General features: G+C 54.4%; 18 protein-coding genes, 4 tRNA genes and 2 rRNA genes (1 of these 24 running past the window's edge). All 24 read left to right on the top strand.

Going from position 1 to position 24,419, the window contains the following annotated elements; all coding sequences use genetic code 11:
- A 23S ribosomal RNA gene (locus PSH79_RS24890) occupies positions 1 to 2,428 on the top strand (it extends 465 nt beyond the left edge of the window).
- A 151-nt stretch (positions 2,429 to 2,579) separates the two neighbouring features.
- A 5S ribosomal RNA gene (rrf, locus tag PSH79_RS24885) occupies positions 2,580 to 2,695 on the top strand.
- A gap of 132 nt (positions 2,696 to 2,827) precedes the next feature.
- On the top strand, positions 2,828 to 3,781 hold the full coding sequence (gene birA, locus PSH79_RS24880) for a bifunctional biotin--[acetyl-CoA-carboxylase] ligase/biotin operon repressor BirA (protein ID WP_305440078.1): 954 nt from the start codon (positions 2,828 to 2,830) through the stop codon (positions 3,779 to 3,781).
- Positions 3,771 to 4,520, top strand: a complete 750-nt coding sequence (locus PSH79_RS24875; protein WP_305440077.1) for a pantothenate kinase — start codon at positions 3,771 to 3,773, stop codon at positions 4,518 to 4,520. The genes birA and PSH79_RS24875 overlap by 11 nt, the downstream gene beginning before the upstream one ends.
- 7 nt (positions 4,521 to 4,527) lie before the next feature.
- Positions 4,528 to 4,965 carry a hypothetical protein gene (locus tag PSH79_RS24870; RefSeq protein WP_305440076.1) on the top strand — a complete coding sequence of 146 codons (438 nt, stop codon included), beginning with the start codon at positions 4,528 to 4,530 and terminating at the stop codon, positions 4,963 to 4,965.
- 144 nt (positions 4,966 to 5,109) lie between these two features.
- Positions 5,110 to 5,194: transfer RNA gene (locus PSH79_RS24865), tRNA-Tyr, on the top strand.
- A 25-nt stretch (positions 5,195 to 5,219) separates the two neighbouring features.
- Positions 5,220 to 5,293: transfer RNA gene (locus tag PSH79_RS24860), tRNA-Gly, on the top strand.
- 26 nt (positions 5,294 to 5,319) lie between these two features.
- Positions 5,320 to 5,395: transfer RNA gene (locus PSH79_RS24855), tRNA-Thr, on the top strand.
- Between the two features lie 85 nt (positions 5,396 to 5,480).
- Positions 5,481 to 6,674, top strand: a complete 1,194-nt coding sequence (gene tuf / locus PSH79_RS24850; RefSeq protein WP_095188538.1) for an elongation factor Tu — start codon at positions 5,481 to 5,483, stop codon at positions 6,672 to 6,674.
- A gap of 53 nt (positions 6,675 to 6,727) precedes the next feature.
- Positions 6,728 to 6,803: transfer RNA gene (locus PSH79_RS24845), tRNA-Trp, on the top strand.
- A 45-nt stretch (positions 6,804 to 6,848) separates the two neighbouring features.
- Complete coding sequence (gene secE, locus PSH79_RS24840; RefSeq protein ID WP_007916493.1) at positions 6,849 to 7,217, top strand: preprotein translocase subunit SecE; 369 nt, start codon at positions 6,849 to 6,851, stop codon at positions 7,215 to 7,217.
- 9 nt (positions 7,218 to 7,226) lie between these two features.
- The gene (gene nusG / locus PSH79_RS24835) at positions 7,227 to 7,760 is read left to right on the top strand and encodes a transcription termination/antitermination protein NusG (RefSeq protein ID WP_007916492.1); all 534 of its coding nucleotides are present in this window, start codon (positions 7,227 to 7,229) and stop codon (positions 7,758 to 7,760) included.
- A gap of 117 nt (positions 7,761 to 7,877) precedes the next feature.
- The gene (rplK, locus tag PSH79_RS24830; RefSeq protein ID WP_003228756.1) at positions 7,878 to 8,309 is read left to right on the top strand and encodes a 50S ribosomal protein L11; all 432 of its coding nucleotides are present in this window, start codon (positions 7,878 to 7,880) and stop codon (positions 8,307 to 8,309) included.
- A complete protein-coding gene (gene rplA / locus PSH79_RS24825) occupies positions 8,309 to 9,004 on the top strand; it encodes a 50S ribosomal protein L1 (protein WP_003228754.1) in 696 nt (231 codons plus the stop codon). Before rplK ends, rplA begins: the two co-directional genes overlap by 1 nt.
- A 198-nt stretch (positions 9,005 to 9,202) precedes the next feature.
- The gene (rplJ, locus tag PSH79_RS24820) at positions 9,203 to 9,703 is read left to right on the top strand and encodes a 50S ribosomal protein L10 (RefSeq protein ID WP_008081912.1); all 501 of its coding nucleotides are present in this window, start codon (positions 9,203 to 9,205) and stop codon (positions 9,701 to 9,703) included.
- A gap of 74 nt (positions 9,704 to 9,777) precedes the next feature.
- Positions 9,778 to 10,143 carry a 50S ribosomal protein L7/L12 gene (gene rplL / locus PSH79_RS24815; RefSeq protein WP_122592624.1) on the top strand — a complete coding sequence of 122 codons (366 nt, stop codon included), beginning with the start codon at positions 9,778 to 9,780 and terminating at the stop codon, positions 10,141 to 10,143.
- Between the two features lie 221 nt (positions 10,144 to 10,364).
- Positions 10,365 to 14,438 carry a DNA-directed RNA polymerase subunit beta gene (gene rpoB, locus PSH79_RS24810; protein ID WP_103303768.1) on the top strand — a complete coding sequence of 1,358 codons (4,074 nt, stop codon included), beginning with the start codon at positions 10,365 to 10,367 and terminating at the stop codon, positions 14,436 to 14,438.
- A 64-nt stretch (positions 14,439 to 14,502) separates the two neighbouring features.
- Complete coding sequence (gene rpoC, locus PSH79_RS24805) at positions 14,503 to 18,702, top strand: DNA-directed RNA polymerase subunit beta' (protein ID WP_122592626.1); 4,200 nt, start codon at positions 14,503 to 14,505, stop codon at positions 18,700 to 18,702.
- A gap of 215 nt (positions 18,703 to 18,917) precedes the next feature.
- Positions 18,918 to 19,289 (top strand): 30S ribosomal protein S12, encoded by a 372-nt coding sequence (gene rpsL, locus PSH79_RS24800; RefSeq protein ID WP_003186084.1) that lies wholly within the window; start codon positions 18,918 to 18,920, stop codon positions 19,287 to 19,289.
- A 107-nt stretch (positions 19,290 to 19,396) separates the two neighbouring features.
- Positions 19,397 to 19,870: a 30S ribosomal protein S7 gene (gene rpsG, locus PSH79_RS24795; protein ID WP_007916467.1), complete on the top strand. Its 474-nt coding sequence runs from the start codon at positions 19,397 to 19,399 to the stop codon at positions 19,868 to 19,870.
- 30 nt (positions 19,871 to 19,900) lie between these two features.
- Entirely contained in the window at positions 19,901 to 22,006 is a 2,106-nt protein-coding gene (gene fusA, locus PSH79_RS24790) for an elongation factor G (RefSeq protein WP_016772942.1), read from the top strand.
- Positions 22,007 to 22,037: 31 nt separating this feature from the next.
- Positions 22,038 to 23,231: an elongation factor Tu gene (gene tuf, locus PSH79_RS24785; RefSeq protein ID WP_095188538.1), complete on the top strand. Its 1,194-nt coding sequence runs from the start codon at positions 22,038 to 22,040 to the stop codon at positions 23,229 to 23,231.
- A 157-nt stretch (positions 23,232 to 23,388) separates the two neighbouring features.
- A complete protein-coding gene (gene rpsJ, locus PSH79_RS24780; RefSeq protein ID WP_003186070.1) occupies positions 23,389 to 23,700 on the top strand; it encodes a 30S ribosomal protein S10 in 312 nt (103 codons plus the stop codon).
- 80 nt (positions 23,701 to 23,780) lie between these two features.
- Positions 23,781 to 24,416 carry a 50S ribosomal protein L3 gene (gene rplC / locus PSH79_RS24775; RefSeq protein WP_003228738.1) on the top strand — a complete coding sequence of 212 codons (636 nt, stop codon included), beginning with the start codon at positions 23,781 to 23,783 and terminating at the stop codon, positions 24,414 to 24,416.
- Positions 24,417 to 24,419 lie beyond the last annotated feature (3 nt).

Raw genomic sequence — 24,419 nt, 5'->3', positions numbered from 1 at the left:
CGAAAAGAACCCCGGAGAGGGGAGTGAAATAGATCCTGAAACCGTATGCGTACAAGCAGTGGGAGCAGACTTTGTTCTGTGACTGCGTACCTTTTGTATAATGGGTCAGCGACTTATTTTCAGTGGCGAGCTTAACCGAATAGGGGAGGCGTAGCGAAAGCGAGTCTTAATAGGGCGTCTAGTCGCTGGGAATAGACCCGAAACCGGGCGATCTATCCATGGGCAGGTTGAAGGTTGGGTAACACTAACTGGAGGACCGAACCGACTACCGTTGAAAAGTTAGCGGATGACCTGTGGATCGGAGTGAAAGGCTAATCAAGCTCGGAGATAGCTGGTTCTCCTCGAAAGCTATTTAGGTAGCGCCTCATGTATCACTGTAGGGGGTAGAGCACTGTTTCGGCTAGGGGGTCATCCCGACTTACCAAACCGATGCAAACTCCGAATACCTACAAGTGCCGAGCATGGGAGACACACGGCGGGTGCTAACGTCCGTCGTGAAAAGGGAAACAACCCAGACCGTCAGCTAAGGTCCCAAAGTTATGGTTAAGTGGGAAACGATGTGGGAAGGCTTAGACAGCTAGGAGGTTGGCTTAGAAGCAGCCACCCTTTAAAGAAAGCGTAATAGCTCACTAGTCGAGTCGGCCTGCGCGGAAGATGTAACGGGGCTCAAACCATACACCGAAGCTACGGGTATCACCTTCGGGTGATGCGGTAGAGGAGCGTTCTGTAAGCCTGTGAAGGTGAGTTGAGAAGCTTGCTGGAGGTATCAGAAGTGCGAATGCTGACATGAGTAACGACAATGGGTGTGAAAAACACCCACGCCGAAAGACCAAGGTTTCCTGCGCAACGTTAATCGACGCAGGGTTAGTCGGTCCCTAAGGCGAGGCTGAAAAGCGTAGTCGATGGAAAACAGGTTAATATTCCTGTACTTCTGGTTATTGCGATGGAGGGACGGAGAAGGCTAGGCCAGCTTGGCGTTGGTTGTCCAAGTTTAAGGTGGTAGGCTGAGATCTTAGGTAAATCCGGGATCTTAAGGCCGAGAGCTGATGACGAGTCATCTTTTAGATGACGAAGTGGTTGATGCCATGCTTCCAAGAAAAGCTTCTAAGCTTCAGGTAACCAGGAACCGTACCCCAAACCGACACAGGTGGTTGGGTAGAGAATACCAAGGCGCTTGAGAGAACTCGGGTGAAGGAACTAGGCAAAATGGCACCGTAACTTCGGGAGAAGGTGCGCCGGTGAGGGTGAAGGACTTGCTCCGTAAGCTCATGCCGGTCGAAGATACCAGGCCGCTGCGACTGTTTATTAAAAACACAGCACTCTGCAAACACGAAAGTGGACGTATAGGGTGTGACGCCTGCCCGGTGCCGGAAGGTTAATTGATGGGGTTAGCTAACGCGAAGCTCTTGATCGAAGCCCCGGTAAACGGCGGCCGTAACTATAACGGTCCTAAGGTAGCGAAATTCCTTGTCGGGTAAGTTCCGACCTGCACGAATGGCGTAACGATGGCGGCGCTGTCTCCACCCGAGACTCAGTGAAATTGAAATCGCTGTGAAGATGCAGTGTATCCGCGGCTAGACGGAAAGACCCCGTGAACCTTTACTATAGCTTTGCACTGGACTTTGAATTTGCTTGTGTAGGATAGGTGGGAGGCTTTGAAGCGTGGACGCCAGTTCGCGTGGAGCCATCCTTGAAATACCACCCTGGCAACTTTGAGGTTCTAACTCAGGTCCGTTATCCGGATCGAGGACAGTGTATGGTGGGTAGTTTGACTGGGGCGGTCTCCTCCTAAAGAGTAACGGAGGAGTACGAAGGTGCGCTCAGACCGGTCGAAATCGGTCGTAGAGTATAAAGGCAAAAGCGCGCTTGACTGCGAGACAGACACGTCGAGCAGGTACGAAAGTAGGTCTTAGTGATCCGGTGGTTCTGTATGGAAGGGCCATCGCTCAACGGATAAAAGGTACTCCGGGGATAACAGGCTGATACCGCCCAAGAGTTCATATCGACGGCGGTGTTTGGCACCTCGATGTCGGCTCATCACATCCTGGGGCTGAAGCCGGTCCCAAGGGTATGGCTGTTCGCCATTTAAAGTGGTACGCGAGCTGGGTTTAGAACGTCGTGAGACAGTTCGGTCCCTATCTGCCGTGGACGTTTGAGATTTGAGAGGGGCTGCTCCTAGTACGAGAGGACCGGAGTGGACGAACCTCTGGTGTTCCGGTTGTCACGCCAGTGGCATTGCCGGGTAGCTATGTTCGGGAAAGATAACCGCTGAAAGCATCTAAGCGGGAAACTTGCCTCAAGATGAGATCTCACTGGAACCTTGAGTTCCCTGAAGGGCCGTCGAAGACTACGACGTTGATAGGTTGGGTGTGTAAGCGCTGTGAGGCGTTGAGCTAACCAATACTAATTGCCCGTGAGGCTTGACCATATAACACCCAAGCAATTTGCGTCGAAAGGCCAAGTTGCGGTGTGTGAAGACGAAACGAACCGAAAGTTCGATGTTCACAAAACACCGAAAGCTGTCACATACCCAATTTGCTGAAGCGAGACCAACTGGTCACGACTCAGTACCCGAATTTCTTGACGACCATAGAGCGTTGGAACCACCTGATCCCATCCCGAACTCAGCAGTGAAACGATGCATCGCCGATGGTAGTGTGGGGTTTCCCCATGTGAGAGTAGGTCATCGTCAAGATTAAATTCCGAAACCCCAATTGCGAAAGCAGTTGGGGTTTTGTTTTGCCTGCAGGAAATGCGCCTGCTTGATTTCTATGCAACGGCCCGGGGCATGGCTATTATTCGGGCCTCATTGTGAGGCGAGACCTGCATGCTGACGTTGTTGAATCTTCTGAAGGATGGCCGATTCCATTCTGGTCAAGACCTGGGTGCAGCCTTGGGGATTAGCCGAAGTGCAGTTTGGAAGCAGCTTCAGCACCTTGAGGTTGAGCTTGGGCTATCCATCCACAAAGTTCGGGGGCGCGGTTATCAGTTGTCTGCCCCGTTAATGCTGCTCGATCCTCTTAAAATGGGGGGTATGAAAGTCGGTTGGCCGGTTACGGTCTTTGATTCTATTGACTCCACTAACGCTGAGGCATTGCGTGCGATTGGCCGAGGCCAATCGGCGCCATTCTTGGTGCTTGCTGAACGACAGGTCTCCGGTCGCGGACGCAGAGGGCGCAAGTGGGTAAGCCCGTTTGCCGAAAATCTTTATTACAGTCTTGTCCTGCGTATTGATGGTGGAATGCGCCAGCTTGAAGGCTTGAGCCTCGTCGTTGGGTTGGCCGTTATGCAGGCCCTGCGGAAAATGGGAGTTCCCGGCGCAGGTTTGAAATGGCCCAACGATGTTCTGGTTGGCAATAAGAAAATTGCCGGAATTCTGCTAGAGCTTATTGGGGATCCGGCAGATGTGTGTCACGTGGTGCTAGGTATTGGCATTAACGTGAATATGCAGGTAGCAGATGAGGTCGACCAACAATGGACGTCTGTGCGGCTTGAGTCCGGCAAAAGCTGTGATCGCAATGTCCTGGTCGCTGAATTGAGCGAACAGTTACAGGCATACATACAACGGCAGCAAATGCATGGTTTTTCAGTTCTCCAGGCGGAATGGGAGGAGAATCATTTGTGGCAGAAGCGTTCCGTCTCGTTGATTGCTGGTGTCAACCAAATAGATGGTGTGGTGCTCGGTATTGATAGTCAGGGTGCGTTGCGATTACAGGTGAATGGCGTGGAAAAAGTCTTTAGTGGTGGCGAGCTCAGCCTGAGGTTGCGTGATGATTCTTGAGCTTGACTGCGGCAACAGCTTTATAAAATGGCGCGTGCTGAATGCTGAGGCTGTTACTTTGATCGCGGAGGGGGTGGTCGACTCAGATCAGGCGCTGAGAGAAGGTCTGTGGGCACAGAGTGGGTTGTCGTTAAGCCGGTGTCGCTTAGTGAGTGTTCGTTCCGCAGAGGAAACAAGTGCATTAATTCGCATGCTTACGCAGGAATTTGGCGTATCGGTCATGTGCGCGGAGCCTGCTCGTGAGATGTCCGGTGTTAGAAATGGTTACGAAGAATACGAGCGTCTAGGGCTTGATCGTTGGTTGGCTATGCTTGGCGGGTTTCACTTGGCTAAGGGGGCGTGTCTGGTGCTTGATTTCGGCACGGCGGTTACCGCCGACTTCATTGCGCAAGATGGAGGGCATCTCGGTGGCTTCATCTGTCCGGGTATGCCGTTGATGCGCAGTCAGTTACGCACCCATACCCGAAAAATTCGTTATGGCGATCTTGCTGCAGAGCGTGCATTAACCAGTCAGGAGCCCGGTCGAAACACCGTTGAGGCCGTGGAGCGCGGCTGCTCCATGATGCTGAGGGGGTTCGTGCTCACCCAGCTGGAAATGGCGCGAACATATTGGGGGCAAGGCTTCACTGTTTTCATTACGGGTGGTGATGCTGGATTGGTTGCAGATGTCGCGCCCGAGGCCAGGATTGTTCCTGATCTGGTATTCGTAGGTTTGGCTATGGCGTGTCCTTTGTCCTGAGGTATGTATGCGTTGGTTGTTCCTGCTGCTTCTTGTTCTTAATGTTTTCTACTACGTCTGGCATCAGCAGGAAGCACCCTTGCGGGCAAAGGATGTAACCCCTCTCAGCTTGTATAAAGGCTCGCAGCAGGATATTCGTCTGTTGAGCGAGAGTGTTTCTGCTTCTAGGTCAAAGCCTGGTATGTCGCGGATTGAGGAGAGATGCCTTTATTTGGGCGGATTTGCTCGTGAGGAGCAGGTTATGCCGCTGAGCCAGCGTTTGGCTGAAATGGATATCAAGGCTGAACTGTCAGCGAATGATGTTCCAGCGGCAGGTTACTGGTTGCGTATTGCACCTGAAAGCCAGCGTTTGCTGGGGGATGCGCAATTGCAAAACCTTTCCAAGGAATTCAATGAGTTAAAACATAAAATAATGCTGTGCGAGGGGGTTGCACCTGCTGAATAGTTTGAATAGAATGGCGCCCGCTCCGCAGTGAAGACCTTTCAAAGGTTAACGAGGCGTAGTGGTGTCAATGCAGCTAACCTCAGGTTTTTAAATGAGAAAATGCTTGACAGGGGCTTGGCATAGTATAGAATGCCGGCCTGATTAGGAGGGGTTCCCGAGCGGCCAAAGGGATCAGACTGTAAATCTGACGTCTACGACTTCGAAGGTTCGAATCCTTCTCCCTCCACCAGATTTAAGCGTGAGCTGCAGGCTCTGCGGGTATAGTTTAGTGGTAGAACCTCAGCCTTCCAAGCTGATGATGCGGGTTCGATTCCCGCTACCCGCTCCAAGTTTGCGGTTTGTGCAAAGTGTTTTGCTCTTGTAGCTCAGTTGGTAGAGCACACCCTTGGTAAGGGTGAGGTCAGCGGTTCAAATCCGCTCAAGAGCTCCATATAACAAGGCAGATATGAAAATATCTGCCTTTGTTTTAATGGTTGATATTGTTTGTCTAATTTCTTCTGTTGAGGGTGATATCGATGGCTAAGGAAAAATTTGATCGTTCCCTGCCCCACGTCAACGTTGGGACCATTGGTCACGTTGACCACGGTAAAACCACTCTGACTGCTGCTCTGACTCGCGTTTGCTCCGAAGTTTTCGGTTCCGCAATCGTTGACTTCGACAAGATCGACAGCGCACCAGAAGAAAAAGCTCGCGGTATCACCATCAACACCGCTCACGTTGAGTACAACTCGACTATTCGTCACTACGCTCACGTTGACTGCCCGGGTCACGCTGACTACGTGAAGAACATGATCACCGGTGCTGCCCAGATGGACGGCGCGATCCTGGTTTGCTCGGCCGCTGATGGTCCGATGCCACAAACCCGTGAGCACATCCTGCTGTCCCGTCAGGTAGGCGTTCCGTACATCGTGGTCTTCCTGAACAAGGCTGACCTGGTAGATGACGCTGAGCTGCTGGAACTGGTTGAGATGGAAGTTCGCGACCTGCTGTCCACCTATGACTTCCCAGGCGACGACACTCCGATCATCATCGGTTCGGCTCGTATGGCTCTGGAAGGCAAAGACGACAACGAAATGGGCACCACTGCCGTTCGTAAACTGGTTGAAACTCTGGATACCTACATTCCAGAGCCAGTTCGTATGATCGACAAGCCATTCCTGATGCCAATCGAAGACGTATTCTCGATCTCGGGTCGCGGTACTGTTGTGACTGGTCGTATCGAGCGCGGTATCGTTCGCGTTCAGGATCCGCTGGAAATCGTTGGTCTGCGTGACACTACTGTTACCACCTGCACCGGCGTTGAAATGTTCCGCAAGCTGCTCGACGAAGGTCGTGCTGGCGAGAACTGCGGCGTTCTGCTGCGTGGTACCAAGCGTGACGACGTTGAGCGTGGTCAGGTTCTGGTTAAGCCGGGTTCGGTTAAGCCGCACACCAAGTTCACCGCAGAAGTTTACGTTCTGAGCAAGGAAGAGGGCGGTCGTCATACTCCGTTCTTCAAGGGCTACCGTCCACAGTTCTACTTCCGTACTACTGACGTGACTGGTAACTGCGAGCTGCCAGAAGGCGTTGAAATGGTAATGCCGGGTGACAACATTCAGATGACTGTTACCCTGATCAAAACCATCGCGATGGAAGACGGTCTGCGTTTCGCTATCCGTGAAGGCGGTCGTACCGTCGGCGCTGGCGTCGTAGCTAAAATCATCGAGTAAGTGGTTGTAATGTATTTTTCGGGCCGGCATAATGGTCGGCCTGATTTTGTTTTAGGTCAGTAGCTCAATTGGCAGAGCGACGGTCTCCAAAACCGTAGGTTGGGGGTTCGATTCCCTCCTGACCTGCCAGATTCACTTGGTGTGTCTGGCTTTCTTTTCACAGGATCTTCATAGATGACTCCTAAAGCTGAAGCTCAAGGCTCTCGCTTCGATCTGCTCAAGTGGCTTGTGGTTGTCGCTTTAGTGGTTGTTGGCGTTGTTGGTAATCAGTATTACTCTGCTTCGCCGATCCTGTATCGTGTACTCGCTTTGCTTGTCATTGCTGCTGTAGCTGCCTTTGTAGGCCTGCAGACTGCGAAGGGCAAGTCTTTCTTTGTACTGGTTAAGGAAGCTCGCACCGAGATTCGTAAAGTCGTGTGGCCAACTCGCCAAGAAACCACGCAGACCACCCTTATTGTGGTGGCTGTTGTTCTGGTTATGGCGTTGCTGTTGTGGGGGCTTGATTCCCTGCTCGGCTGGCTTGTTTCCTTGATTGTCGGCTAAGGGTGTCCCGTGGCTAAGCGTTGGTATGTTGTGCATGCTTACTCGGGTTACGAGAAGCATGTGATGCGCTCGCTGGTCGAGCGCGTAAAGCTGGCTGGCATGGAAGATGGCTTCGGCGAGATTCTGGTTCCCACTGAAGAAGTGGTTGAAATGCGTAATGGCCAGAAGCGCAAAAGCGAACGCAAGTTCTTTCCAGGCTATGTGCTGGTTCAGATGGATATGAATGAGGGTACTTGGCACTTGGTCAAGGATACTCCTCGGGTGATGGGGTTCATTGGCGGTACCGCTGATAAGCCTGCGCCAATCACCGATAAAGAGGCAGAAGCAATTCTGCGTCGTGTTGCTGATGGTAGCGACAAGCCTAAGCCGAAGACTCTTTTTGAGCCAGGTGAGACGGTGCGAGTCAATGACGGTCCATTCGCTGATTTTAATGGCGTTGTTGAAGAAGTTAACTACGAAAAGAGCCGGATCCAAGTGGCAGTGCTCATTTTCGGTCGCTCTACCCCGGTAGAGTTGGAGTTCAGTCAGGTCGAAAAGGTCTAATTGAACAAGCATCCCAACCCCGCAGCCATAGGCTGTGGGGTTTTGTCGTCACTGGGATATACGCGCAAGTAACCGGGGAGCCTTTCGAGGCGTTCGAACCCGTAATTGGAGTGCCTCATGGCCAAGAAGATTACCGCTTACATCAAGCTGCAAGTGAAGGCCGCTCAGGCTAACCCAAGTCCACCGGTTGGTCCTGCTCTGGGTCAGCACGGCGTGAACATCATGGAATTCTGCAAGGCTTTCAACGCCCGTACTCAGGGTCTTGAAGCTGGTCTGCCGACTCCAGTGATCATCACTGTTTACAGCGACCGTAGCTTCACTTTCGAAACCAAATCCACCCCTGCTTCGGTTCTGCTGAAGAAGGCGGCCGGTCTGACCAGCGGTTCCGCTCGTCCGAACACCGTTAAGGTTGGCACTGTTACCCGTGCTCAGCTGGAAGAAATCGCGAAAACCAAAAACGCGGATCTGACTGCAGCTGATATGGATGCAGCCGTGCGTACTATCGCCGGTTCTGCTCGTAGCATGGGCCTTAACGTGGAGGGTGTGTAATGGCTAAGCTGACCAAGCGTCAAAAGGCTATCGCCGGCAAAATCGAAGCAGGCAAGGCCTACAACATTGTAGACGCTGCTGCTCTGCTGGCTGAGCTGTCGACTGTCAAGTTCAGCGAGTCGTTCGACGTTGCTGTAAACCTGGGTGTAGACCCGCGTAAATCTGACCAGGTTGTTCGTAGCGCTACTGTGCTGCCGCACGGCACTGGCAAGACCGTTCGTGTTGCTGTCTTCACCCAGGGTCCAGCTGCTGAGGCCGCTCTGGCTGCCGGCGCTGACCGTGTAGGTATGGACGACCTGGCTGCCGAAATGAAGGGCGGCGACCTGAACTATGACGTAGTCATCGCATCCCCGGATGCAATGCGCGTTGTCGGTCAATTGGGCCAGATTCTCGGTCCACGTGGTCTGATGCCTAACCCTAAGGTTGGTACCGTAACTCCGGACGTAGCTACCGCGGTCAAAAACGCGAAAGCTGGTCAGGTTCGTTATCGCACCGACAAAAACGGCATCATTCACACTTCCGTTGGCAAGATCGGTTTCGATGCCGTCAAGCTGAAGGAAAACGTTGAAGCCCTGATCGCTGATCTGAAGCGTATCAAGCCAGCTTCTTCGAAAGGTATCTACGTCAAGCGCGTTACCCTGAGCACCACTATGGGCCCAGGTCTGGTCATCGACCAGAGCTCGCTGGACGCGTAAGACAAAGGTTGGCGCGATTGATCGCGCCAATTGAAAGATTGGGGTCCCTGCCTGGCGGGGGCTATCCAAGACCGTAGGCGGCGTGAGCCTTAAACCACAAGCCTACGCAGATGGTGCTCCCGGTTCCTTACCGAATCAGACACCAAAACGACATTCGGTTCCGATCGAATGAAACGGTAACAAGCAGGAGTTAAACCCGTGGCAATTAATCTCGAAGACAAGAAGGCCATCGTCGCTGAAGTCAACGAGGCTGCCAAAGTCGCTCTGTCCGCTGTCGTGGTTGATGCCCGTGGCGTAACAGTAGGCGCAATGACCGGACTCCGTAAAGAGGCTCGTGAAGCTGGCGTATACGTACGTGTTGTGCGTAACACCCTGCTCAAGCGCGCCGTTGCTGACACTCAATACAGTGTCCTCAATGACGTGTTCACCGGCCCGACCCTGATTGCATTCTCGAACGAACATCCGGGCGCTGCTGCCCGTATCTTCAAAGAGTTTGCCAAGGGTCAGGACAAGTTCGAGATCAAGGCAGCTGCGTTCGAGGGCAAGTTCCTCGCAGCTAATCAGATCGACGTACTGGCAACTCTGCCGACCCGTGACGAAGCAATTTCTCAGCTGATGAGCGTGATTCAAGGCGCTACCAGCAAATTGGCTCGTACTCTGGCGGCAATTCGCGACCAGAAAGAAGCTGCCGCAGCCTAAGGCTCGTCAACTTCTCGCGTTTTTTGTTTATTTCGATGGTCGCGTAGGCCGTCCCCCAATTCAGGAATTGAGTCATGTCTCTGACTAACGAACAAATCATCGAAGCAATCGGCCAGAAATCCGTAGTGGAAATCGTTGAGCTGATCAAAGCGATGGAAGAAACCTTCGGTGTTACCGCTGCTGCTGCTTCGGCTGGCCCAGCTGTAGCTGCTGCTGCTGTTGAAGAGCAAACCGAGTTCAACGTTATCTTGAAAGGCGCTGGCGAGAAGAAAGTCAACGTGATCAAGGCTGTACGTGAACTGACCGGTCTGGGTCTGAAAGAAGCGAAAGAGAAGGTTGATACCGCTCCTCAGGTTATCGCTGAAGGCGTTTCGAAAGAAGCTGCTGAAGATGCCAAGAAGAAGCTGGAAGAAGCTGGCGCAGAAGTCGAAGTTAAGTAACTTTCGATTTTGCACCTCCAGCCCGAGCGTCAAGCGACAGGCTGATGGCTGGTGGCTCTTGCCACCGGCCTTTTTCCGTTATTGGCAGCCGACTGGGTCGGTGCTGATAAAGGCGCTGTAACCACCCGATGCGGTGGCGCAAACCATGGGGTTTGCACGATTTTCTGGCTGCTCCCGTCGGGAGGGGCCAAACAAGCAGGTGACCAAGCTGGGGAACGCTGATGGCTTACTCATATACTGAGAAAAAACGTATCCGCAAGGACTTTAGCAAGTTGCCGGACGTCATGGATGTGCCGTACCTCCTGGCCATCCAGCTGGATTCGTATCGTGAATTCTTGCAAGCGGGAGCGACTAAAGATCAGTTCCGCGACGTGGGCCTGCATGCGGCCTTCAAATCCGTTTTCCCGATCATCAGCTACTCCGGCAATGCTGCGCTGGAGTACGTCGGTTATCGCCTGGGCGAACCGGCATTTGATGTCAAAGAATGCGTATTGCGCGGTGTAACTTTCGCCGTACCTTTGCGGGTAAAAGTGCGCCTGATCATTTTCGACAAAGAATCGTCGAACAAAGCGATCAAGGACATCAAAGAGCAAGAAGTCTACATGGGTGAAATCCCCCTGATGACTGAGAACGGTACCTTCGTAATTAACGGTACTGAGCGTGTAATCGTTTCCCAGCTGCACCGTTCCCCGGGCGTGTTCTTCGATCACGACCGCGGCAAGACGCATAGCTCCGGCAAACTGCTGTACTCCGCGCGCATCATTCCTTACCGCGGTTCGTGGCTGGACTTCGAGTTCGACCCGAAAGACTGCGTATTCGTGCGTATCGACCGTCGTCGCAAGCTGCCGGCCTCGGTACTGCTGCGCGCGCTCGGCTACACCACTGAAGAAGTTCTGGATGCGTTCTACACCACTAACGTTTTCCACCTGAGCGGCGAAACCCTCAGCCTGGAACTGGTGCCTTCGCGCCTGCGTGGTGAAATTGCAGTTCTGGATATTCAGGACGAGAAGGGCAAAGTCATCGTTGAAGCGGGCCGCCGTATTACCGCGCGCCACATCAACCAGATCGAAAAAGCCGGTATCAAGACACTGGAAGTGCCGCTGGACTACGTCCTGGGTCGCACCACCGCCAAGGTCATCGTGCACCCGGCCACAGGCGAAATCCTGGCAGAGTGCAACACCGAGCTGAACACCGAAGTCTTGGCAAAAATTGCCAAGTCCGGCGTTGTTCGCATCGAAACTCTGTACACCAACGACATCGATTGCGGTCCGTTCGTCTCTGACACGCTGAAGATCGACTCCACCAGCAACCAATTGGAAGCGCTGGTCGAGATCTATCGCATGATGCGTCCAGGCGAGCCGCCAACCAAAGACGCTGCCGAAACGCTGTTCAACAACCTGTTCTTCAGTCCTGAGCGCTATGACCTGTCTGCGGTCGGCCGGATGAAGTTCAACCGTCGTATCGGTCGTACCGAAATCGAAGGTTCGGGCGTGCTGTGCAAGGAAGACATCGTCGCGGTACTGAAGACTCTGGTCGACATCCGTAACGGTAAAGGCATCGTCGACGACATCGACCACCTGGGTAACCGTCGTGTTCGCTGTGTAGGCGAAATGGCCGAGAACCAGTTCCGCGTTGGCCTGGTACGTGTTGAGCGTGCGGTCAAAGAGCGTCTGTCGATGGCTGAAAGCGAAGGCCTGATGCCGCAAGACCTGATCAACGCCAAGCCAGTGGCTGCGGCGGTGAAAGAGTTCTTCGGTTCCAGCCAGCTGTCTCAGTTCATGGACCAGAACAACCCGCTGTCCGAGATCACCCACAAGCGTCGTGTCTCTGCACTCGGCCCTGGCGGTCTGACTCGTGAGCGCGCAGGCTTCGAAGTTCGTGACGTACACCCGACTCACTACGGTCGTGTATGCCCGATTGAAACGCCGGAAGGTCCGAACATCGGTCTGATCAACTCCCTGGCTGCTTACGCTCGCACCAACCAGTATGGCTTCCTGGAAAGCCCGTACCGTGTGGTGAAAGAGGGTGTGGTCACCGACGAGATCGTGTTCCTGTCCGCTATTGAAGAAGCCGATCACGTGATCGCGCAGGCTTCGGCGACCATGAACGACCAGAAAGTTCTGATCGACGAACTGGTAGCCGTACGTCACCTGAACGAATTCACCGTCAAGGCGCCTGAAGAAGTCACCTTGATGGACGTTTCGCCGAAGCAGGTAGTTTCGGTTGCAGCGTCGCTGATTCCGTTCCTCGAGCACGACGACGCCAACCGTGCGTTGATGGGTTCGAACATGCAGCGTCAAGCTGTACCCACCCTGCGCGCTGACAAGCCGCTGGTAGGTACCGGCATGGAGCGTAACGTAGCTCGTGACTCCGGCGTTTGCGTCGTGGCTCGTCGTGGCGGCGTGATCGACTCCGTTGATGCCAGCCGTATCGTGGTTCGTGTTGCTGATGACGAAGTTGAAACCGGCGAAGCTGGTGTCGACATCTACAACCTGACCAAGTACACCCGCTCGAACCAGAACACCTGCATCAACCAGCGTCCGCTGGTGAGCAAGGGTGATCGCGTTCAGCGTAGCGACATCATGGCCGACGGCCCGTCCACCGACATGGGTGAACTGGCTCTGGGTCAGAACATGCGCATCGCGTTCATGGCATGGAACGGCTTCAACTTCGAAGACTCCATCTGCCTGTCCGAGCGTGTTGTTCAGGAAGACCGTTTCACCACGATCCACATTCAGGAACTGACCTGTGTGGCTCGTGACACCAAGCTTGGCCCAGAGGAAATCACAGCGGACATCCCGAACGTGGGTGAAGCTGCACTGAACAAGCTGGACGAAGCCGGTATCGTTTACGTAGGTGCTGAAGTAGGCGCAGGCGACATCCTGGTCGGCAAGGTCACTCCGAAAGGCGAGACCCAACTGACTCCGGAAGAAAAGCTGCTGCGTGCAATCTTCGGTGAAAAAGCCAGCGACGTTAAAGACACCTCCCTGCGTGTGCCTACCGGTACCAAAGGTACTGTCATCGACGTGCAAGTCTTCACTCGTGATGGCGTTGAGCGTGATGCTCGTGCTCTGTCGATCGAGAAGTCCCAGCTGGACGAGATCCGCAAGGATCTGAACGAAGAGTTCCGTATCGTTGAAGGCGCCACTTTCGAACGTCTGCGTTCCGCTCTGGTAGGCCACAAGGCTGAAGGCGGCGCTGGTCTGAAGAAAGGTCAGGACATCACCGACGAAGTTCTCGACGGTCTTGAGCATGGTCAGTGGTTCAAACTGCGCATGGCTGAAGATGCTCTGAACGAGCAGCTCGAGAAGGCTCAGGCCTACATCGTTGATCGCCGCCGTCTGCTGGACGACAAGTTCGAAGACAAGAAGCGCAAACTGCAGCAGGGCGATGACCTGGCTCCAGGCGTGCTGAAAATCGTCAAGGTTTACCTGGCAATCCGTCGTCGCATCCAGCCGGGCGACAAGATGGCCGGTCGTCACGGTAACAAAGGTGTGGTCTCCGTGATCATGCCGGTTGAAGACATGCCGCACGATGCCAATGGCACCCCGGTCGACGTCGTCCTCAACCCACTGGGCGTACCTTCGCGTATGAACGTTGGTCAGATCCTTGAAACCCACCTGGGCCTCGCGGCCAAAGGTCTGGGCGAGAAGATCAACCGGATGGTCGAAGAGCAGCGTAAAGTCGCTGAGCTGCGCACCTTCCTGGACGAGATCTACAACCAGATCGGCGGTCGTAACGAAGATCTGGACAGCTTCTCCGATCAGGAAATCCTGGATCTGGCGAAGAACCTGCGTGGCGGTGTTCCAATGGCCACCCCGGTGTTCGACGGCGCCAAGGAAAGCGAAATCAAGGCCATGCTGAAACTGGCAGACCTGCCGGAAAGCGGCCAGATGCAGCTGACTGACGGCCGTACCGGCAACAAGTTCGAGCGTCCAGTTACCGTTGGCTACATGTACATGCTGAAGCTGAACCACTTGGTAGACGACAAGATGCACGCTCGTTCTACCGGTTCGTACAGCCTGGTTACCCAGCAGCCGCTGGGTGGTAAGGCGCAGTTCGGTGGTCAGCGTTTCGGGGAGATGGAGGTCTGGGCGCTGGAAGCATACGGTGCCGCTTACACTCTGCAAGAAATGCTCACAGTGAAGTCGGACGATGTGAACGGCCGTACCAAGATGTACAAAAACATCGTGGATGGCGATCACCGTATGGAGCCGGGCATGCCCGAGTCCTTCAACGTGTTGATCAAGGAAATTCGTTCCCTCGGCATCGATATCGATCTGGAAACCGAATAACACGTGACGCGAATCGAGAGCGGGGCAGGATTGCCCGCTCTCTGCTCCGCCAGGAGGAAAGGCCTTGAAAGACCTACTGAATTTGCTGAAAAACCAGGGTCAAGTCGAAGAGTTCGACGCCATCCGTATCGGATTGGCCTCGCCTGAGATGATCCGCTCGTGGTCGTTCGGCGAAGTTAAAAAGCCGGAAACCATCAACTACCGTACGTTCAAACCTGAGCGTGACGGCCTGTTCTGCGCCAAGATCTTTGGCCCGGTAAAGGATTACGAGTGCCTGTGCGGTAAGTACAAGCGCTTGAAGCACCGTGGTGTGATCTGCGAGAAGTGCGGCGTTGAAGTTGCACTGGCCAAGGTTCGTCGTGAGCGCATGGCGCACATCGAACTGGCTTCGCCGGTTGCCCACATCTGGTTCCTGAAATCGCTGCCGTCCCGTATCGGCCTGCTGATGGACATGACCCTGCGTGATATCGAACGCGTTCTCTACTTCGAGAGCTATGTCGTTATCGATCCAGGCATGACCACCCTTGAAAAAGGTCAGCTGCTGAACGACGAGCAGTACTTCGAAGCGCTGGAAGAGTTCGGTGACGACTTTGACGCCCGTATGGGTGCTGAAGCTGTCCGTGAACTGCTGCACGCTATCGACCTGGAGCACGAGATTGGCCGTCTGCGTGAAGAAATTCCGCAAACCAACTCCGAGACCAAGATCAAGAAGCTGTCCAAGCGTCTGAAGTTGATGGAAGCCTTCCAGGGTTCCGGCAACCTGCCAGAGTGGATGGTGCTGACCGTTCTGCCGGTTCTGCCGCCAGATCTGCGTCCACTGGTTCCGCTGGATGGCGGTCGTTTCGCGACTTCCGACCTCAACGATCTGTATCGTCGAGTGATCAACCGTAACAACCGTTTGAAGCGCCTGCTGGATCTGTCCGCTCCGGACATCATCGTGCGCAACGAAAAGCGTATGTTGCAGGAAGCTGTCGATGCATTGCTCGACAACGGTCGTCGTGGCCGCGCTATCACCGGTTCGAACAAGCGTCCTCTGAAATCCCTGGCTGACATGATCAAGGGTAAGCAAGGTCGTTTCCGTCAGAACTTGCTCGGTAAGCGTGTTGACTACTCCGGTCGTTCGGTAATTACCGTAGGCCCGACCCTGCGTCTGCATCAGTGCGGTCTGCCGAAGAAGATGGCTCTCGAGCTGTTCAAACCGTTCATTTTCGGCAAGCTCGAAATGCGCGGTCTTGCGACCACCATCAAAGCGGCCAAGAAAATGGTCGAGCGCGAACTGCCAGAGGTTTGGGACGTTCTCGCTGAAGTGATTCGCGAACACCCGGTTCTTCTCAACCGTGCACCGACCCTTCACCGTCTGGGTATCCAGGCGTTTGAACCGGTACTGATCGAAGGTAAGGCTATCCAGCTGCACCCTCTGGTCTGCGCCGCGTACAACGCCGACTTCGACGGCGACCAAATGGCCGTGCACGTACCGCTGACACTGGAAGCCCAGCTCGAAGCGCGTGCGTTGATGATGTCGACCAACAACATTCTGTCGCCAGCCAACGGTGAGCCAATCATCGTTCCGTCGCAGGACGTTGTATTGGGTCTGTACTACATGACTCGTGAAGCGATCAACGCCAAGGGCGAAGGTCGTGTATTCGCGGATCTGCAGGAAGTTGACCGTGTGTTCCGTGCTGGCGAAGCCGCACTGCACGCCAAGGTTAAAGTGCGTATCAACGAAACCGTCAACGACCGTGACGGCAACAGCGTGAGCGGTACCCGTATCGTCGACACCACCGTCGGCCGTGCGCTGCTGTTCCAGGTTGTGCCAAAAGGTCTGTCGTACGACGTCGTCAACCTGCCGATGAAGAAAAAGGCGATCTCCAAGCTGATCAACCAGTGCTACCGCGTGGTTGGTTTGAAAGAGACCGTGATCTTCGCTGACCAGTTGATGTACACCGGTTTCGCTTACTCGACCATCTCCGGCGTTTCCATCGGTGTTAACGACTTCGTTATCCCGGACGAAAAAGCCCGCATCATCGGTGCAGCCACCGACGAAGTGAAAGAGATCGAGAGCCAGTACGCCTCCGGCCTGGTAACCCAGGGCGAGAAGTACAACAAAGTGATCGACCTTTGGTCGAAAGCGAACGACGAAGTTTCCAAGGCAATGATGGCCAACCTCTCGAAAGAGAAGGTTATCGACCGTCATGGCGTTGAAGTCGATCAAGAGTCTTTCAACTCCATGTACATGATGGCCGACTCGGGTGCGCGGGGTTCCGCAGCACAGATTCGTCAGCTGGCCGGTATGCGTGGTCTGATGGCCAAGCCGGACGGTTCCATCATCGAAACGCCGATTACTGCGAACTTCCGTGAAGGTTTGAGCGTACTTCAGTACTTCATCTCGACTCACGGTGCTCGTAAAGGTCTGGCGGATACCGCGTTGAAAACTGCGAACTCCGGTTACCTGACTCGTCGTCTGGTAGACGTGGCGCAGGATCTGGTTGTGACCGAGATCGATTGCGGCACCGAACACGGTCTGCTGATGACTCCGCACATTGAAGGCGGTGACGTTGTAGAGCCGTTGGGTGAGCGCGTATTGGGTCGTGTTATCGCCCGTGACGTATTCAAGCCAGGTACCGAGGACGTCATCGTTCCTGCGGGCACTCTGGTTGACGAGAAGTGGGTCGAGTTCATCGAGCTGAACAGCATCGACGAAGTGATCGTGCGTTCGCCGATCAGCTGCGAAACCCGCTACGGCATTTGCGCCAAGTGCTACGGCCGCGATCTGGCTCGTGGTCACCAGGTGAACATCGGTGAAGCGGTCGGCGTTATCGCTGCCCAGTCCATCGGTGAGCCGGGTACCCAGCTGACCATGCGTACGTTCCACATCGGTGGTGCGGCAAGCCGTACTTCCGCAGCTGACAGCGTTCAGGTGAAGAATGGCGGTACCGTCCGTCTGCACAACCTGAAGCACGTTGAGCGAGTGGATGGTCACTTGGTTGCTGTGTCCCGTTCCGGTGAGCTGGCCATCGCTGATGACTTCGGTCGTGAGCGCGAGCGTTACAAGCTGCCGTACGGTGCTGTGATTTCGGTTAAAGAAGGTGACAAGGTCGACGCTGGCGCAATCGTGGCCAAGTGGGATCCGCACACTCACCCGATCGTTACCGAAATGAAAGGTACCGTGACCTACGTGGGCATGGAAGAAGGCATCACGATCAAGCGTCAGACTGACGAATTGACCGGTATGACCAACATTGAAGTACTCGACGCGAAAGATCGTCCAGCTGCGGGCAAAGAAATCCGTCCAGCGGTGAAGATGGTCGACGACAACGGCAAGGATCTGTTGCTGCCAGGCACTGACGTTATCGCTCAGTACTTCCTGCCAGCCAACGCCCTGGTCGGTGTTGCGGACGGTGCGAAGATCGCGATCGGTGATGTTATCGCTCGTATCCCGCAAGAAACTTCGAAGACCCGTGACATCACCGGTGGTCTGCCGCGTGTTGCCGACTTGTTCGAAGCTCGTCGTCCGAAAGAAGCGTCGATTCTGGCTGAAGTCAGCGGCACTATCGCATTCGGTAAAGAGACCAAAGGCAAGCGCCGTCTGGTTATTACCCCGAACGACGGTAGCGATCCGTATGAAGAGCTGATTCCGAAGTGGCGTCACCTGAACGTGTTCGAAGGCGAACAGGTAAACCGCGGCGAAGTTATCTCCGACGGCCCGAGCGATCCGCACGATATCCTGCGTCTGCTGGGTGTGAGCGCGCTGGCCAAGTACATTGTTAACGAGATCCAGGACGTTTACCGTCTGCAAGGCGTGAAGATCAACGATAAGCACATCGAGACCATCCTGCGTCAGATGCTGCGTAAAGTTGAGATCTCCGAGTCCGGCGATTCCAGCTTCATCAAGGGCGACCAGATGGAACTGACTCACGTACTGGTAGAGAACGAGCGTCTGGGCGGGGAAGACAAGTTTGTCTCCAAGTTCACTCGCGTTCTGCTGGGTATCACCAAGGCGTCGTTGTCGACCGAATCGTTCATCTCGGCGGCTTCCTTCCAGGAAACCACCCGCGTACTGACCGAAGCGGCCGTAACCGGCAAGCGCGATTACCTGCGCGGCCTGAAAGAAAACGTGGTCGTGGGTCGTCTGATCCCGGCCGGTACCGGTCTGGCTTATCACAGCGAGCGCAAGCGTCGTCGTGATGCAGACAAACCGTTGCGCGTAAGCGCCAGTGAAGTGGAAGCTGCACTGACCGAAGCGCTGAACTCGAGCGGTAACTGAGTTCTGCGATAAATGAGCTGAGGCCCTGATCGCTCCGTTCGTCGAATCAAGACAAATTGTCAAGGTTCGGCGAGCAGGGAGGTCGGGGCCTTGCCTTGACTGGGGGCAAGATCCTCTTTAGACTCTTGATCCCCTAAATTTGGCGGGAATTCGTTCCTGCCATTTTGCTTTTCTTGCAAGACAATAGCGTCGCAAGACAACAGTGGAGCTAGTAGATGGCAACTATCAACCAGCTGGTACGTCAGCCGCGTAAGCGTATCGTCGAGAAATCCGACGTACCTGCGCTGCAGAACTGCCCGCAACGTCGTGGCGTGTGCACCCGTGTGTACACCACTACGCCGAAAAAACCTAACTCGGCACTGCGTAAAGTATGCCGTGTGCGTCTGACCAACGGTTTCGAGGTTTCCTCGTACATCGGCGGTGAAGGCCACAACCTGCAAGAGCACAGCGTGGTGCTGATCCGCGGCGGTCGTGTAAAAGACTTGCCAGGTGTTCGTTACCACACCGTTCGCGGCTCCTTGGATACTTCCGGCGTTAAAGGTCGTAACCAGGGTCGTTCGAAGTACGGTACCAAGCGTCCGAAGTAATCGGCCGTTTTGCAGATTTTTATTTTATTGAGTCGATAAGAGTAAGGTCGGGCACGCATCCATTGGATCTGTCCCGAGCTAACCTGAAGACCGCTTGAGGGCTTATCATGCCAAGACGTCGCGTAGCAGCAAAGCGTGAGATTCTGGACGATCCGAAATACGGAAGCCAGATCCTCGCCAAATTCATGAACCACGTTATGGAAAGCGGCAAGAAAGCCGTTGCCGAGCGTATCGTTTATGGTGCCCTGGAAACCGTTGCGACCCGTAAGGCTGGCACCGATCCCCTGGAACTCTTCGAAAAAGCACTCGACGCCATCGCTCCGCTGGTCGAAGTGAAGTCGCGCCGCGTTGGTGGTGCTACTTACCAGGTTCCGGTCGAGGTTCGTCCTTCCCGTCGTAACGCTCTGGCAATGCGCTGGTTGGTAGACTTCGCCCGTAAGCGCGGCGAAAAGTCTATGGCTCTGCGTTTGGCTGGCGAACTGCTGGATGCTGCTGAAGGTAAAGGTGCTGCTGTTAAGAAGCGTGAAGACGTGCACCGTATGGCCGAAGCCAACAAAGCTTTCTCGCACTACCGCTTCTAATTTTAGCTTCACTAATTTTGCGAGGGCTTTATGGCTCGTACTACTCCGATTAGTCGCTACCGTAACATCGGTATCGTCGCTCACGTGGATGCTGGTAAAACCACCACCACCGAGCGCGTCCTTTTTTACACTGGCAAAAGTCACAAAATGGGCGAGGTGCATGATGGCGCCGCGACCACAGACTGGATGGTGCAGGAGCAGGAGCGTGGTATTACCATTACTTCTGCTGCCATCACCGCCTTCTGGAAGGGTTCCGAGAAGCAGTACTCGCACGAGCACCGTTTCAACGTAATCGATACCCCGGGCCACGTGGACTTCACCATTGAAGTTGAGCGTTCCCTGCGCGTACTCGACGGCGCTGTTGTTGTGTTCTGCGGTACTTCGGGTGTTGAGCCTCAGTCGGAAACCGTATGGCGTCAAGCCAACAAATACGGCGTTCCACGTCTTGTTTATGTAAACAAGATGGACCGTGCTGGCGCCAACTTCCTGCGCGTGATCGGTCAGATCAAGCAGCGTCTGGGTCACACTCCGGTGCCGATTCAGTTGGCCATCGGTTCCGAAGATAACTTCCAGGGTCAGATTGATCTGATCAACATGCAAGCTGTCTACTGGAACGACTCTGACAAAGGTATGGTCCCTGTTCGCAAGGACATTCCTGCCGAGCTGCAAGAGCTGGCTGAAGAGTGGCGCAACAACATGGTTGAAGCTGCTGCTGAAGCCAACGAAGAGCTGATGAACAAGTACCTGGAAGGCGAAGAGCTGTCGATCGAAGAGATCAAAGCTGCTTTGCGTCAGCGTACTATCGCCGGCGAAATCGTTCTGGCTGTTTGCGGTTCTTCTTTCAAGAACAAGGGTGTACCCCTGGTTCTCGACGCCGTTATCGACTACCTGCCTGCGCCAACTGATATTCCTGCTATCAAGGGTTCCAACCCTGATAACGAGGAAGAAGAGATGGAGCGTCATGCAGACGACAACGAGCCTTTCGCGGCTCTGGCGTTCAAGATCGCTACCGACCCATTCGTGGGTACTTTGACCTTCGTCCGCGTGTACTCGGGCGTGTTGAACTCCGGCGACGGCGTTATCAACTCGGTTAAAGGCAAGAAAGAGCGCGTGGGTCGTATGGTGCAAATGCACGCAAACGCCCGTGAAGAGATCAAGGAAGTACGCGCTGGCGACATCGCGGCCCTGATCGGCATGAAGGACGTCACCACTGGTGAAACCCTCTGCAACGCTGACAAGCCAATCATCCTGGTGCGTATGGACTTCCCGGAGCCGGTTATTTCGGTTGCCGTAGAGCCTAAGACCAAGGATGACCAGGAAAAAATGGGTATCGCTCTGGGCAAGCTTGCTCAGGAAGACCCGTCTTTCCGCGTTAAAACTGATGAAGAGACTGGTCAAACGATCATCTCCGGCATGGGCGAGCTGCACCTGGACATCCTGGTTGACCGGATGCGCCGTGAGTTCAACGTCGAAGCCAACATCGGCAAGCCTCAGGTTTCGTATCGTGAGCGCATCACGAAGAACTGTGAAATCGAAGGCAAGTTCGTTCGTCAGTCCGGCGGTCGTGGCCAGTTTGGTCACTGCTGGATCCGTTTTGCTCCTGCTGATGAAGGTCAGGAAGGTCTGCAATTCGTGAACGAAGTAGTAGGTGGTGTGGTTCCTAAGGAATACATCCCGGCTATCCAGAAGGGTATCGAAGAGCAGATGAAGAACGGCGTTGTTGCCGGCTATCCGCTGATCGGCCTGAAGGCTACCGTGTTCGATGGTTCTTACCACGACGTCGACTCCAACGAGATGGCGTTTAAAGTGGCTGCTTCCATGGCGACCAAGCAACTGGCCCAGAAGGGTGGTGGTGAGTTGCTCGAGCCGATCATGGCGGTAGAGGTTGTTACGCCTGAAGACTATATGGGTGATGTGATGGGCGACCTTAACCGTCGTCGCGGCATGATCCAGGGTATGGAAGACACAGTGTCCGGCAAAGTAATTCGTGCCGAGGTTCCGCTGGGTGAGATGTTCGGTTACGCGACCGACGTTCGTTCCATGTCTCAGGGTCGCGCAAGCTACTCTATGGAATTCAAAAAATACGATACAGCCCCGTCGCACATCGTCGAGTCTGTTACCAAAAAACAAGGCTGATTCAGCCCCTTTAGGCTAGGAGTTAATTGTCGTGGCTAAAGAAAAATTTGATCGTTCCCTACCACACGTCAACGTTGGCACCATTGGTCACGTTGACCACGGTAAAACCACTCTGACTGCTGCTCTGACTCGCGTTTGCTCCGAAGTTTTCGGTTCCGCAATCGTTGACTTCGACAAGATCGACAGCGCACCAGAAGAAAAAGCTCGCGGTATCACCATCAACACCGCTCACGTTGAGTACAACTCGACTATTCGTCACTACGCTCACGTTGACTGCCCAGGTCACGCTGACTACGTGAAGAACATGATCACCGGTGCTGCCCAGATGGACGGCGCGATCCTGGTTTGCTCGGCCGCTGATGGTCCGATGCCACAAACCCGTGAGCACATCCTGCTGTCCCGTCAGGTAGGCGTTCCGTACATCGTGGTCTTCCTGAACAAGGCTGACCTGGTAGACGACGCTGAGCTGCTGGAACTGGTTGAGATGGAAGTTCGCGACCTGCTGTCCACCTATGACTTCCCAGGCGACGACACTCCGATCATCATCGGTTCGGCCCGTATGGCTCTGGAAGGCAAAGACGACAACGAAATGGGCACCACTGCCGTTCGTAAACTGGTTGAAACTCTGGATACCTACATTCCAGAGCCAGTTCGTATGATCGACAAGCCATTCCTGATGCCAATCGAAGACGTATTCTCGATCTCGGGTCGCGGTACTGTTGTGACTGGTCGTATCGAGCGCGGTATCGTTCGCGTTCAGGATCCGCTGGAAATCGTTGGTCTGCGTGACACTACTGTTACCACCTGCACCGGCGTTGAAATGTTCCGCAAGCTGCTCGACGAAGGTCGTGCTGGCGAGAACTGCGGCGTTCTGCTGCGTGGTACCAAGCGTGACGACGTTGAGCGTGGTCAGGTTCTGGTTAAGCCGGGTTCGGTTAAGCCGCACACCAAGTTCACCGCAGAAGTTTACGTTCTGAGCAAGGAAGAAGGCGGCCGTCATACTCCGTTCTTCAAAGGCTACCGTCCACAGTTCTACTTCCGTACTACTGACGTGACTGGTAACTGCGAACTGCCAGAAGGCGTTGAAATGGTAATGCCGGGTGACAACATTCAGATGACTGTTACCCTGATCAAAACCATCGCGATGGAAGACGGTCTGCGTTTCGCTATCCGTGAAGGCGGTCGTACCGTCGGCGCTGGCGTCGTAGCCAAAATCATCGAGTAATCTCTTTTATAGAGTCTGCTTGATGAATTGAAAAAGCCCCCGCTCAGCGGGGGCTTTTTTATTGGGTTGACACCTATCTGGGGCGTCTATAGAATTGCGCCTCCTTTTAACGGGCGTATTGCGCCCGGTGGGAATAGCAGCCGGAGTCTGAAATCCAATGCAAAATCAGCAAATCCGTATCAGGTTGAAGGCTTTTGACCATCGCCTGATCGACCAATCAACCCAGGAAATCGTGGAAACCGCGAAACGTACTGGTGCTCAAGTGCGTGGTCCAATTCCACTGCCTACCCGTAAAGAGCGGTTCACCGTTCTGGTTTCCCCGCACGTCAACAAAGACGCGCGTGACCAGTACGAAATCCGCACTCATAAGCGCGTTCTGGACATCGTCCAGCCAACGGATAAAACCGTTGATGCACTTATGAAGCTTGATCTTGCGGCCGGTGTGGAAGTGCAGATCAGCCTCGGCTAAGACTCGGTCTTAGTCGTGTAACGCTCTGAAATGGGCGGCCATAGCGGGTGAAAGCCCCGTACACTCATGAGGTTTACAACATGACTATTGGTGTAGTCGGTCGTAAATGCGGTATGACCCGTATTTTCACCGAAGAAGGTGTCTCCATTCCGGTCACGGTCATTGAGATCGAGCCGAATCGCGTCACCCAGTTCAAAACTGAAGAGACCGATGGCTATCGTGCAGTGCAAGTCACTGTCGGCGAGCGTCGTGCTTCGCGTGTAACAGCAGCTCAAGCTGGCCACTTCGCTAAAGCGAACGTTGCCGCTGGTCGCACCACCATGGAATTCCGTCTTGAAGAAGGCGAGTACCAGGCTGGCGATCTGATCAACGCTGAAATCTTCGCCGCTGGTCAACTGGTTGATGTAACCGGTCAGTCCAAAGGTAAAGGCTTCCAGGGTACGATCAAGCGTTGGAATTTCCGCGGGCAAGATAACACCCACGGTAACTCCGTATCCCACCGCGTCCCAGGCTCTATCGGCCAGTGCCAGACTCCTGGTCGTGTATTCAAGGGCAAAAAAATGTCCGGTCATATGGGCGCTGAGCGCGTGACCGTGCAGTCCCTGGAAGTAGTGCGCGTGGACGCTGAACGCAATCTGTTGTTGGTCAAGGGCGCTGTTCCTGGCGCTACTGGCGGCAACCTGGTTGTACGTCCAGCAGCCAAGGCTCGCGGTTAAGGG

Origin of the sequence: Pseudomonas sp. FP2196 (genome assembly GCF_030687715.1) — a bacterium.
GTDB lineage: Bacteria > Pseudomonadota > Gammaproteobacteria > Pseudomonadales > Pseudomonadaceae > Aquipseudomonas.
The sequence above is the reverse complement of the archived record's forward strand: the minus strand, read 5'-3'. Positions and strand labels throughout refer to the sequence as shown.